Annotated in this window: 8 protein-coding genes; 2 read left to right on the top strand and 6 right to left on the bottom strand. The window is 57.0% G+C overall.

Translation table 11 applies throughout. The annotated features are described in order from the left end of the window. Positions 1-151: 151 nt before the first annotated feature. The 6 genes from CFR76_RS11655 to CFR76_RS11685 form a co-directional block, all read right to left on the bottom strand. Positions 152-1,423 (bottom strand): M20 family metallo-hydrolase, encoded by a 1,272-nt coding sequence (locus CFR76_RS11655; protein ID WP_110557189.1) that lies wholly within the window; start codon positions 1,421-1,423, stop codon positions 152-154. A 69-nt stretch (positions 1,424-1,492) separates the two neighbouring features. Next, positions 1,493-2,893, bottom strand: coding sequence for a sodium:solute symporter family protein (locus CFR76_RS11660; RefSeq protein ID WP_110557190.1), 1,401 nt, complete (start codon positions 2,891-2,893; stop codon positions 1,493-1,495). A gap of 236 nt (positions 2,894-3,129) precedes the next feature. After that, positions 3,130-4,554 carry an amidase family protein gene (locus CFR76_RS11670; RefSeq protein ID WP_341871519.1) on the bottom strand — a complete coding sequence of 475 codons (1,425 nt, stop codon included), beginning with the start codon at positions 4,552-4,554 and terminating at the stop codon, positions 3,130-3,132. 61 nt (positions 4,555-4,615) lie between these two features. Further along, positions 4,616-6,910 carry a TonB-dependent receptor gene (locus tag CFR76_RS11675; RefSeq protein ID WP_244191904.1) on the bottom strand — a complete coding sequence of 765 codons (2,295 nt, stop codon included), beginning with the start codon at positions 6,908-6,910 and terminating at the stop codon, positions 4,616-4,618. Between the two features lie 912 nt (positions 6,911-7,822). Next, positions 7,823-9,088, bottom strand: coding sequence for an MFS transporter (locus tag CFR76_RS11680; RefSeq protein ID WP_244191905.1), 1,266 nt, complete (start codon positions 9,086-9,088; stop codon positions 7,823-7,825). Continuing rightward, on the bottom strand, positions 9,054-10,169 hold the full coding sequence (locus CFR76_RS11685; RefSeq protein WP_110557194.1) for a class II histone deacetylase: 1,116 nt from the start codon (positions 10,167-10,169) through the stop codon (positions 9,054-9,056). Before CFR76_RS11685 ends, CFR76_RS11680 begins: the two co-directional genes overlap by 35 nt. A 454-nt stretch (positions 10,170-10,623) precedes the next feature. On the opposite strand from CFR76_RS11685, the gene CFR76_RS11690 reads away from it, so the two are divergent. Then, complete coding sequence (locus tag CFR76_RS11690) at positions 10,624-11,073, top strand: cupin domain-containing protein (RefSeq protein ID WP_110557195.1); 450 nt, start codon at positions 10,624-10,626, stop codon at positions 11,071-11,073. Between the two features lie 186 nt (positions 11,074-11,259). Continuing rightward, complete coding sequence (locus tag CFR76_RS11695) at positions 11,260-13,824, top strand: EAL domain-containing protein (protein WP_110557196.1); 2,565 nt, start codon at positions 11,260-11,262, stop codon at positions 13,822-13,824. The last annotated feature ends 114 nt before the right edge of the window (positions 13,825-13,938 follow it).

Here is a 13,938-nt window from a genome sequence, read left to right on the forward strand (position 1 = left end):
GTTTCCACCTCCGTGGCCTCGCCAACGTCGCAACAGAATGGACACTCGTCGCCCTCGCATACAATTGCCGCAGGATCACACGACTGACGGCCGCATGAATGTCCTCGCATCCATCACCCATAGTTGAAACAGAGCCCAACCCGACAGCCTGCTAGACGTTATTAAAGGCAGCATCTGCCTTGAGGACGGTCTTGAGCAGAATGCTGGCGCCGGCTTCAGCATCTTTTTCCGTAATGCTTTCCGCCTCGTTATGGCTCAGACCATCAAGACAGGGCACGAAGATCATCGCCGTAGGGGTAATCCGCGCCATATAGGCGGCATCATGACCGGGGCCAGAGACGATACGCCGCGCACCGTAAGCACTTTCTTCCGCTGCGGCCTCGACCATACCGATGCAGGCGGGATCAAAATGCACGGCCGGGGCATCCCATATCCGCACGATTTCCACAGACACGCCACTCCGTTCCGCGATTTCCGGCAGCAGGTCATAAAGCAGCGCCTCCATCTGCTGGACGACAGCATCATCAGGATCACGCATATCAATGGTGAAAAAGACTTCACCCGGCACCACATTGTTGCTGTTGGGACGGTTTTCAATCAGTCCCACCGTGCCCACGGCCGTTGGCGCGTGTGACAGGGCCACCGTGCTGACGGCCTCGATCATGCGGGCGGCGGCCAGAAGCGCGTCATGACGCATGGGCATGGGGGTGGAGCCGGCATGGGCGTCCTTGCCCCTTACCGTCACTTCGTACCAGCGTGCGCCCTGCACGCCCGTTACGATACCAATGGTCTTGCCTTCGGCCTCCAGAATCGGTCCCTGTTCGATATGCAGTTCAAAATAGGCGGTGACGGGGTGCTGCCCGCACGGTTCACTGCCACGGTAACCGATGGCTTCCAGTTCATCACCAAAGCGCAGGGCCGCCCGGTCGCGCTTGTCCAGCACTTCCTGTTCGGTAAAGACACCGGCAAAGACGCCCGAACACATCATGGGCGGGGTAAAGCGGGAACCTTCCTCATTCGTCCAGTTAATCAGTTCGATCGGGTGACGGGTCACGTAACCGGCGCGATGCAGGGCGCGCAGCACGGCAAGTCCCCCCAGCACACCAAGGATACCGTCAAATTTGCCACCTGTTGGCTGTGTATCGAGATGACTGCCAATGGTAATGGGCGGTAGGCTGTCATCCTGCCCGGCCCGGCGGGCGAACTGGTTGCCCATGGAATCATGCGTGACCGTACAACCCAGTTCCTGACAGGTGCGTACGAACCAGTCACGCACCTGCCTGTCTTCCGCCGTAAGCGTTAGGCGGCGGACGCCGCCCTTGGGTGTGCCGCCAAACCGGGCGGTTTCCATCAGGTCGGACCACAGATCCTGTCCGTCAATGAAAAGATTGTCACCATGGCCTATAGAAGAATTCTGCGTCATTCTGACTTACCTTACTCCATACCCAACGACATTTCTGTCAAAGTACCGGATTGATAAAAACCAAACAGATCACGTCTGGACATTTTTACAGATCGACCTGTGTGGAACCATTTTTGATCCGAAATACAGTACTGATATATTGAAAATCATGCCAATAAATCCAGGATTTATACCAAGCGTGTCCATCCCGGAAAAATACAGCAATAGCGAGAACGCCACGCCACCAACCAACCCCGTCCCCACAAGCGACGCAGGCATTTTCTTCCTGAGTATCACCAGCATGATGGCCGGGAACGTCTGCGATATCCCGAAGTAATAAATATTGTTGAGAACAATAATATATTTCGACAGAAAGGAAAGGCTGACAATCGACAGCATCAGATAGACTGCCATGACAATCTTGGCGCCACGACTTTGCCATTCACCGCTGGACGCATGCAATACATTGCGTGAAATCAGCGGGCCGATGGTCAGGCATATGCCCGCTAAAATCACCAATGCGGAAAGAACACACCCACCGGCGACAAGTCCCTGCGCGCCCGGGGAAAGCGTATTGCTGACCACTGCCATAAACACATCGTTTGGCGAGGACAGCGCCAGATGCGTACGCAACGCATACATGGACATGAGATACAGAAAGGGGAACATCAGCATATAAAACGGCATGATGATCTGGTTCTTGCGCAACGTATCTTCCGAACGGGCCGTAAATACGAAAGCCACGGCCTGCGGTGCCACGCAGAAACCCACGCCCTGCAACAATACGGTGGACATGATGAACAGATCCTGCGACCCACTCAGACCGGAAGGCTGGGCGGCCGAACTGACCAGATGTTCCAGGTAGGGTTGCGGTACATCCATCAGGCGCAGCGCGGCGACGCCACCCATCACAATCGAGACAACCATCAGTATGTCTTTGAAAATGGAAATATAGGCCGGCGCCCGTATGCCGGAAAACACGACCCATAACAGGGTCATCAACCCAGATATGATGGCCACCAGCGTGGCGGATATATGAAATTGCATATATTTCGTAACAACAAGAATACCGATCAGTTGCGATTCACCGAACGGAATAAGAAACACGATAGAATTTATAACAACTATTATTTCAAGAACATAACTTCCAAAATGTTTTCGAAATATATCCGCGAGGGTAACACATGAATATTCATCACGGATTTTTAATATTTCTGGATTGACGAAATATCCAACACAGGAAGAAAGTAATATATATCCCAGAAACCATAGGGGGAACATTTCCCCCCTACTATAGACCCCGGCAGGAAAACCCAGCACGCTACCGATACTGTATGTTTCCCCGATCATCAGAAAAAATATGAGAAACCTGCCAAAATGGCCTGATGCGACAAAGAAATTTTTTACATCATAGGTTTTTATGCTCAACCGGGCACACAGGGCGATCAGGAGGGCGGCGAGGATGACAAGGCAGAAATTTACGATTTTCATAATACGCTATTACTTTCCCCGCTCAAATAAAACCCATCCCGTCCACATGCAGCCTGGCACCAGTATAAAACACGAAAATATCCAGAATACGGATATGGGAAAGCCAGCCACCTCCAGACCGGTCCTGTTAAGGAGGAGAGGAACAAATGTTATCATGACAAGCGGCAGGATGCCCGACACCATGACTGATTTTGCTTGCCTACCCATACTTTCCCCTCAGATCTTCATGTTACCTGTCAGGACATGTTTTTATAGACATGGCTGGCGCTCTTTATATCCCCGCTCATCAAGGCCTCGATGGACATGCTCGCCCGCAGCACGCCGATATCGTCGCGCATCTTTCCCGCAACCTGGATACCCACCGGCAGGCCGGTCGTGGAATAACCGGCGGGAACGGAAGAAGCAGGCTGCCCGGTCATATTGTGCAGCAGGGAGAAACCGGCCCATTCCAGCCAGTCAGCATATTTTTCATCGGGCACGGTAGCCCCCGCCTTCAGCGGCAACACGGACACCGTGGGCGACAGGACAAAATCAACCGTATCATGCACCCGCGCACAAATCTGGCGATAGGTGATGCGTTTCAGGACGGCATCGGCATAATCGCCCATGGCGATGTTTTTGCCATAGTCTCCCCATACGCGGAATTCCGGGTCCACAAGCGCGCGTTGTTCGGACGTGTACTGCCGCTGCGCCTCATAGGCGCCAACCTGCCACAGGGTACGATAGGTTGGGCGCCAGTCCTCCATCGGATCAAGCGGGATGATTTCCACCCCCGCCTTCGCCAGACGATCGACAACGGTGCGAAAGATCGTGCGGATTTCCTCATCCACGGCCATGAAGCCAAAATCTTCGCTTACGCCGATCCGCAGACCTGACAGGGGAAGTGCCGTGATCGGGAAACTGTCAGCCAACAGGGCATCAAGCGAGAACGGGTCCATCGGATGACGTCCCTGCATGACCGACAGCATCAGGCCCGCATCCGCTACATTGCGGGTCATGGGGCCAAAATGGGACATATCGGTGTAATGCGCGCCAACCGGATACATGGGCACGCGGGCGAAGGTAGGCTTGAGACCAAAAATACCGCTAAAGCTTGAGGGCACGCGAATGGACCCGCCCCCGTCACTGCCCAGCGCCAGCGGTCCGCACCCTACGGCGATGGACGCGCCTGCCCCGCCACTGCTGCCGCCGGGCGTGAAATCCGAATTATGGGGATTGCGCGTGATACCGGTCAACGGGCTGTCGGTCACTGCCTTCCAGCCACCTTCGCACGTCGTTGTCGAGGCGAACAGGACGGCCCCCGCCTGCCGCAGACGTTCCACCGATGGGGAATCCATCGTTGCAGGCGGCGCGTTTTCAGCCACGCGGGATCCACGCGCATAACGCCAGCCACGGACCATGGCCGTATCCTTGATTGAAACCGGCACCCCTTCCAGCGGGCGGGCAGGAAGACCTTTTTTCCATATATCCCGGGATACGCTGGCGGATGCCAAGGCATTTTCGGCATCAATGCAACAGAAAGGGTTAAGAACTGGTTCCACGCTCCGGCTTCGATCCAGTACGGCCTGCATCACCTCAACGGGACAGAGCCTTCCCGCGCGATAGCCGGCCAGCATGTCAGTTGCGGAGAGTTCACATAGTTCAGCCATTCCCAAAATCATCCCTTTGCAATGTATCACGGGCCACGACAGGCTTGTTGGCCCTGCCGTGGCAGACTGTTAATCAGAAACCCACCGTAATGCTTCCTGACATGGCGAAGCCACCACCAATATTGTACCGCGGCGATGCCCCCTGAATTGTTGATCCGTTCGTCCCGCGGATTGCATGCGCGTTGACAGCCAGCCCCGACGCTTCGGCATAATAGACGTTGTTGCCAACATTCATGAAGTTAAGCTGGAATTGCGGGCGCACAAGTGAAAATTTCTTGCTTACCCGAACCGTTTTCATGCGGTAGCCAAGCCCCATATCCGCCATTAGGTAACCCGGAATGGATTCATCATTCATGAAGGTCGTGTACCGCCGACCGACGTAATTCAGCGAGAAATTGGCAAAGAAGCTGCCATTGTCATAGGAAAGCCCGACCGCGCCGGTAAATGTGGGCGTATTGACCGAATCTTTTCCCTTGGTCGGCGCATAAGTATCACCCACCGCAATATTGCTGTCCATGCGCGAATGCACGAACGCGCCGGACAGATAGGGGCTGAAATGGTGCCACGGCCGCAGGGCAAGTTCCAGCTGGGCGCCACGGATTGTCTCACCCCCGACTTCCAGTGGCACATTGACCAGCGAACCCTTCACATATCCCTGGGACAGGACATCGTGATTAGTGATGTTGTAATTGAACAACGATGCGGCGATATGCACCAGCCCGTTATGGCGATAGCCGATTTCCTCGCCAATCGCATATTCCGGCTTCATATGGGCGGTATGCTGCACCGCCGGGGTGTTGAGGTTGGCATCCCACATGTCCAGATAGGCTTCACTGCGGTCAGGCGCCTTAAAACTGGTTGTGCCATTTACATAGATCTGGTCATGCGGCGTTATGTTATAGGAAATCGCGACCTGCGGCAGGGGTTCGGCGTAATTCGCCCCGACCAGGCTGTCCGAAATACCCGGCAGGTCATTGGTTACATGACGGTTTATCATGACTTCCTTGAACCCGGCCGTGACTTTCAGGCGATCATGGAGAAAGCTGTAGGTATCGTCCAGATAGACGGTTTCAACCTGCTGGCGATAACCGATCTTCCAAGGGCTGAGCGTATCGCCGTTCGCATCCTTCAGGCCATAGCGCCCCCAGCCATTAGCGGGCAGGCCATCGGGTCCGACTTCCGTGTAATTGGCGTCCTCATGCATGTCGAGATAAGTATACATCCCGCCAAAGCGCAGAATATTGTGTCCACGTTTCCAGTCTATGTTCGCCATCAACTGCAACGTATGCTGGTGCTGCGGATCGACAACCTCGGCCGGGACGGTCTGGTTATTCCCATAGGGATAGAATGTCTGCAGCTTGCCCGCTGGCTGGGTACCATAATAGCTGTTGGTGCTGTTGACGGATTCACCGTACGTGTCCCAGAAACTCCAGTCACGGTAGGTCGGGGTAATGTGCAGCGTCAGTTCCTTGTTCAGCTTGAGTTTTACAGGCGCATAGATCATCAGGTTGGTACTCTTCAGATCATCAAGCTTATAATAATCGGAACTGCCGTTCTTGAAATCCTGCTGTGTATAGGTCGGGCTGTAATACAGGGAAGACGTGCCCAGTTGTTCGAATTCTGATTTCGTCGGTGTTTCCGCCCCGTTGCCGGTAATGCCAATGGCGGTATATTCGCCGTACCCGATATTCAGCGCCGCGGAATTGCCATCACCCCACGATTTGACGAATTTTGCATCCATATGATGGCGGTTGAATGAACCCGGCGTATCCCACATCTGTGAATAGTTATAGGAATACGAAACATAGCCCCTGATGCCCGTATGCCCGATATCGCCCGTTTCAAACCGGGCGAACTCCTTTTTCATGTTCCAACTGCCATAGCTGCTTTCCAGCATGCCCCCCATCTTGTGCGACGGGTCACGTGTTGTCATTTCAATCTGGGCGCCGGCGGCATTATAGGCGGGGCTGGTGATGTCCGATGACCCTTCGCGGATCGAAACCGACTGCAGGTTTTCGGAATCCGGCGTGGCCGCCATGGGATCAACCTGGTAATAGATCCCGTCCATCAGGTTCTGGCCATCTACCAGGTAACCGACTTCGGATTCATTCAGGCCGCGTACCATGTAATGGCCCGATGTCAGACTGTACGGATCCGTGCGGGCATAAACAAAGCCGGGCATCAGGGCCAGCAGGCCGGGCGCGCTGGCATTGGTATTCTGCTTGGCAATAAAATCCCGGGTTACGCCAACACGTGTCTGCGGCGCGGTCTGGGCCATCATCAATCCCCCGCCGGGCGTTGTATTGGTGACACCGTTAGCCGTGCGCGTGCCCGCATGCACGGTAATACTTTCATTTCCCCCCATCATGCGTTGGGCGTTGCCACGGGATCGAGGCCGGGCCGTGGCGTGGGCTGCCCGCGTCTGCGCCACACTGCCTGTATCACTTTTTGAACTTCTGGCGACGGGTGCAGCGTAAAGCCTGTCAGCGGTCATGCAAACGCATGATACAGAAACGAGAAGGAAAACTTTCCTTTTTCTTTTTATCAGCATTCCACACACCTTTTCATTTATTTCCCTGCATGGGGACAAGAATTCATCCAGCCAATCAGAAAAAAAATACAAAATACCAAACCGGAATTACCAACCATCTGACAATTTCAGATTCATCGGATCTTGCGGCATGGTGAGATCTGTACTCATAACCAGCTTGCGTCAAAACCAATCCGGTGAAGTAACCATATCGCATTTCAACCGCACATCATATGTACAAAGGGCAGCACAGCGCGGAAACTGTACTGATAAGACGAAGGCGACAGGACCATTTAAAAATTAACTATTTGAATATAAATGTATTTTTTTAGCAGCGCACATGACTTTTAGGAAAATGCAGATTCATATTCAGTCGCCATTCTCAAAAATGTTACTTAAAAGCAACTTGTTTGTCTTTCATGAAATTATAAAAATAACATATGCGGACACGCACTGAATTTCTGCCAGATGACAGAATATACAATGTGCCCGCAATAATAATATCCGTTCCAGATCATGGCACTCAAACGGATTCCCAAAAATACTGCACGGCCCGGACAATCAATTCAGGATTCATCCATTGTCCGTGGCCCACAGGGAAAAGCAGGGCGATCCCTACCCCGGAACACCCCTGGTGCAGTGAATATGACACGATCGACCCTGCCTCAAAGGGACAGGCTTGCGCGACAGGCATGCCATGTCAGGCCCTTTCCTTCCTGAATGTTATTGAAATAATCACGGACAGTCGCATCATCCCCCCATCCCGACGGGGGCCGCGCCCTGTTCCGGACCGCGATGCATGACCAGGCAGGCGGAAAGCAGCATCAGGCATGCCCCCGCCATAATCAGCGCGTCATCATGACCCGTGGCCTGCAAAAGATACCCGCTGATTGCCGGCCCGAATGCAAAACCGGCGCCGATCGTAAGGTTGACGATGGCCATGGTTTCAATCGCCGCGGCGTGCTGCGCGATACGGGCCAGCACAAACGGCACGACAAAGGTCCAGCCAAATTTGAACAGGCACGATGCCGTAAAGAAACGTCCCCCACCGACATGACCCAGCAGCGCCACGACAGCAACAATAATCATGGCGTATCCGCCCAGCAGCGCCAGATACGCATTACGGGTGGCGCGTCGCGACAGGTAATGCCCCACGGCGGAAGCACACAGACCGCCCGCGATACCAAACAGCGCCGCTGTCGCCATGAACTGATCGGTGGTGCCGCGTGATAGACCGGAATCCATTCCGATTTTTTCCAGAAAGGTCCACACGCCACTCAGCCCCAGATAAAAACACAGGACGCCAGCCACCCGCAATCCCGAGGACAGGCTGAAACCCGTATGCTGTCCTGTATGCAGGGCGGCCGGCGTCCTGTCTGGCAACCAGAATACGCAGGGTATCGCCAGCACCATCAACAACCCGACAAATGCATACACACCGCACGCACCGGAATGGTCCGCGATAACGGGAAAAGCGACGATGGCCAGGGCGCTGAGAATCAATTGTCCCGCAACCCAGAATCCGAAACTCATTTCCTGACGGGGCAGAAGCGAGATCCCGGTCATGGTCAGGATCATCACGAAACCTTCCCCCGCCGCGGCCCCCGCGCGGGTAAACAGCAATATTGTATAGTCTGGCGCGTACCATGAAAGCAGGTTGAAGATGATGAATATCGCCACTCCCCCTGCCATGGCGCGGCGCAGGCGTATCCGGGGCACCAGCCAGATGGCAGGAAGGCTGACCAGGCTGACAGAGCCGAGTTCGACCAGAAAATAGAACCCCACTTGTGCGGATGTCAGATGGAAACCACGCGTCAGCACACCGGCAAGCGCCGGCGCACCAAGCGACATGATGGAGGAAACGGCCGAGAAAATGACAAGCGCCGCAAGCTGCAACCAGTAACGACCGGGTCTGGATGATGCACCCCTCATGGCATCGACGCGCCCATGCGGCAGGCCGACATCATCGAAAGCCCCCGCATCAACCGGAAAATCCGAACATGCCTGCAAGTTCATCAAGCAGTTCATTCTGGAACGCGACAAATCGCGGGCCCGGTTGCTGCGCCAGAATATAGGGTTCGATTTCATCCCTAACCGCCGTCGTGCACCCGGCAAGGGTCTCGATCAGGGCATGCCCGCAGAAGGGAACGTACGCTTCGGAATACCCACCTTCATGCGCGGCCACGACCCGGCCGCCACAGACATCGCCCGCCACGTCCATCACGCACGATATCAGATAGCGGTATGTCCGGGAGGACAGCATCATGCGCGCAAGCGGGTCAAAGGCATTGGCGTCATAGCCGCAGGCGACAATAATCAGTTCGGGCCGGTAAGCCTTCAGCGCGGGAACGACAATCTTTTCCATGGCGCCGGTATAGGCGTCATGTCCACCCCCCGGCAGCAGCGGAATATTGATGTTATATCCTTCACCCGCGCCCACTCCGCGGCGGTCCGGATGGCCGGACCCGGTCGGGTAGCAGTTTTCCTGATGAATGGAAATTGTCAGCACGTCCGAACGGTCATAGAAAATCGCTTCGGTGCCGTTGCCATGATGCACGTCCCAATCCACGACAGCGACACGCGAAAGCCCATGGACGCGCTTGGCTTCTTCTATCGCGACGGGAATATTGGCCAGGAAGCAGAAGCCCATGCCTTTGTCGGGCAGGCAGTGATGCCCCGGTGGACGGCTGAGCGCGTAAGCATTGTCCAGTTCCCCCGAAAGCACCATGTCAACCGCGCGCATGACCAGTCCGGTTGATTTGCGGGCGTAATCGTAGCTTCCTTTTCCGCAACTGGCCTCCGGCCCCATGATACCGCCGCCCGCTTCGTTTACGCGACGGAATTTTTCCAGATAGGCGCTGTCGTGAATGCGCAGGAGGGCCTCTTCCCCGGCAGCAGGCGCGCTCAGGCTGGTCAGTTTTTCCAACAGGCCCGACATGTCCAGAAGGCTTTTCAGCCGTCTCTTGCTGTCCGGAGATTCGGGCAGGCTGGAACTTGCCGAAGGCTGCACCCACCCACCTACAGGCAGTATCCCCACATGGGGCAGCGATATGTGCCAGAAACATGCTTCGTCTGAGAAAAAACCTGTCTTGTTCATGTTTTTCGCTCCTGCCTGTATCGGGGAAACAGCACTCCGTCATGCACGCCCTTATCGAAAGGCTCGGCGCCATATCATTGCAATTCAGCAACAATACAGACACGGCCGTTACATGAACCGCCGCTTTTTCCCCTGTCCGGTTGTCATGAAGTGGACATCCTTCAGTTCTGTCGCATGCGTCTCCCATTCACGCCACGCTGTCATTACGAGTCTTATCTTAGGGTGTGCCGTTCACTGATCGAAACGACAGTTCACGCCAAAGATGTGTCACTTCACGCCATTCCCCATAAAATATGCCATGCGGGGAAATCGCAGCATGACGGTGCACCATTCCGCCCCATGCCTTGTCATACTGTCCCCCTCAATATCCTGTGAGAACCGACTGTCATGGAACCGTCTCCGGCCATCAGGCGCTATGTCCTGTAATAACGATGACAGACCGGAAAGAGGAAAGATGCACGGATCAATACCTGCGCTGGCCGCCTGCCTTATGCTTGCACCCATCGTCATCCCGTCCGCCCACGCGCAGACGGTCGCCTCCGGGCACCGCGACATCCTGCTGCAGGCCACGCAGTCATGGAACGGCGTGGCGTACGAAAAATACCCCGCCACCCAGCCGGAACTGATGATGATCCGGCTGACCATTCCCGCCCATACCGCCCTGCCGTGGCATACCCATCCCGTGCCCAATGCCGGTTACGTGCTGCAGGGGCAACTGACGATCCATGACCGCGAGAGCGGAAAGACGGAAACTTTCCATCAGGGCGAAGCGTTCGCTGAATCCGTGAACGACACCCATCGCGGGGAAAGCGGCGATACACAGACCGTCGTGCTGCTGACCTATGCCCTGACACCGGGGATGCAGCCCTCCATCCCGGCCAAGGGCGAAAAACCGGAATACTGACAGTCCTGTTGCAACCACGCCGCCCCGCAGGGCCAACCACGACAGTCAATATGCCACGTTTCCATGTAATGATGACTCAGGCCACAGACCATAAAACCGCCGCAATATAATCAATAATAAAACAACGCTTTCTTTTTCCTGCCTAACGGTACCGCATGCCCCCGATAGCCCTTTCCTGTCCGGGACATGATTGCCCTTTATATTGTGAAAGACGCCATCATGACGGACATCACACGGATTTCCTCCCCCCTGCTGGAAAAGCTGCCCATGGCCGTGATGATGGCGGATGTATCGGGCCGCATCGTGTACGGGAACCCGCGCGCCTGCGCCATGACCGGCTACACGGCCGCCGATCTGGCACGGACACGCCTGGGTCGCCTCTTTCCCGACAGGGTGGTCGATGTCACGACCATGCTGGATACGCCCGCGACACCGGACCGGACCGCAACACAGGACGGGTGCGCCACCCTGCGCCGCAGGGACGGGCTGGGCATGCCCGTACGCCTGTACCGGGAAAGCATAAGCTGGGACGACGGCCTGTATGAACTGGTCGCACTCCTTGACCGCACGGAAGAAGAACAGGCGCGCGAGGACACCGAAATCAGCGCCCTGATCGTGCAGGCGACGGACCGGGGCATTCTGGTGCTGGATCCGCAGCACCGCATCACCCACGCCAACCGCGCCATGACCGACCTGCTGGGGGTGGAAGCCGCCGCCCTGCATGACGCCCCGTTCGGCACGCTGCTTTCGGGCGGGGAAAGCGATATCGCGACCCTGCGGCAGTTCCGGCGGAACCTGGCACGCCGCACGGGATTCGAGCAGGATATCCATACCCGTGGCAGACAGGGCAAGGACCTGTGGCTGCGCTGCGCAGTGACCCCGCATTACAGCGCCGATGGGCAGCTTGCCGATATCATCGTCATCCTGCACGACATCACCCATGACCGGCAATTGCGCGAACTGCAGCGCGACGTGGTGGAGGCGCTGACCGACCAGCTTTCGTTGCGCGAAATGCTGGATTTCATGTGCCGCCGTATCGAACTGATCGCGCCGGACTGCATGGCGGTGGTCATGCTGGGCACGGGCGGCGTCCTGCGCATGGGCGGGCACGGCGCGCTGCCCATGCCCGTATTGCAGGCTTTCGGCGGGCTGGAAGCCAGCACGGCTGGCGGAGCCTGCGGGACAGCCATCGCCACGGCACAGGACGTGATCGTGCCCGACTTCACGACCGAGACCCGCTGGCCCGCCCTGCGTAACGTCGCCAGCCAGCACGGGATCGCGGCGGAATGGGCCGTGCCGATCATTTTGCGCAACGGGGATGTGGCGGGCAGTTTTTCGCTGTATTTCCGCATGCCCGGGCAACCGGGGGCATGGCACCGGCGCATTGTCGGGGCCTGCGTGCATCTGGCCATGCTGGCGATTGAACAGCAGCGCAGCCGGGATTCGATCATCCGGCTGTCCTATACCGACCGCCTGACCAGCCTGCCCAACCGCATGTGGCTCAACCGCCGCATGCAGGAACTGGCCACCCGGCCACCGGCGGCGCCACTCAGCATCATGGTCATCGACCTCGACCGTTTCCGCAAGATCGTGCAGGCGCTGGGACAGGGCCGTGCCGACCAGCTCCTGCTGGAACTGGCCACCCGCCTGCGCCACGGCATGGTGGGACGTGACGTGCTGGTACGCACCGAAGGCGATGAATTCGTTGTCCTGACGGAAGAAAACGCGCCCGATGTCACCCTTCTGGCCGAACGGATCATCCATAACCTTGAGGAACCGTTTACCGTTGACGGCATTCCCGTCAGCATTTCCGGCAGCATTGGCATAAGCACCAGCCATGGTGAAGGCCACGATGTGGAAGAATCCCTGCGCCAGGCGTACACCGCGCTGGCGCAGGCCAAGAAGGCGGGGCGGTGCTGCTACCGTTTCTTCCACCCCTCCATGAACCGGCAGGCGGATGACCATGTCATCCTGGCCTCCGCCCTGCGCGAAGCCATAGCCGACAACCGCCTGACACTGGTGTACCAGCCACAGGTCAACCTGCGCACGGGCGAACTGCATGGCGTGGAAGCCCTGTCGCGCTGGGATGACCCGGATCTGGGCATGGTGTCACCGGGGCGGTTCATTCCCGTAGCCGAGGAAACCGGGCAGATCCGCGCCCTTGGCGTATGGTCGCTGCGGGTCGCGTGCGAACAGATGGCCAGATGGATCGCCAACGATATCCCTGTGCCGACCGTATCGGTCAACCTGTCCGCCATCCAGTTCCAGGACCCCGATCTGGTGTCGCAACTGGCGACCATCCTGCACCAGACCGGCGTGCCACCGGAGCGGCTGATCGTTGAACTGACCGAAACGGCCATGATCGAGAATTTCGACCAGACGGTGACCACCGCGACCGCCATCCGCAACCTTGGCATCGGGCTGTCGATGGATGATTTCGGCACCGGGTATTCCAGCCTGTCCAACCTGGCCAGCCTGCCCATAAGCGAAGTCAAGATCGACCGCAGCTTCATGAACGGCTTTGGCAGCACCGGCAATGTGCGCCAGGTGGTGACCGCCATCATCCGCATCGGACACACGCTGGGCATGACCGTCATTGCCGAAGGCGTGGAAGAAGCCGCGCAATGCGCCCAGTTGCGCGCTATCGATTGTGATGTCATCCAAGGTTACTACTTTGGCCGTCCCATGAATACCGCCTCCCTTGATGCATGGATCAGGGAACGCAGGGCCGAACCCGTCCCGGCTGCCTGACACCGCGTGGCCCTGTGGGTGACGCGGCCCGGCAGGCAGGATTGCCGCCCGGAACCGGCCCCGGCGCCACACCGCCGCGCACAATGGATGACAACAACGCACCGGCATGGAAAA

Source organism: Komagataeibacter swingsii, assembly GCF_003207895.1.
Lineage (GTDB): Bacteria > Pseudomonadota > Alphaproteobacteria > Acetobacterales > Acetobacteraceae > Komagataeibacter > Komagataeibacter swingsii.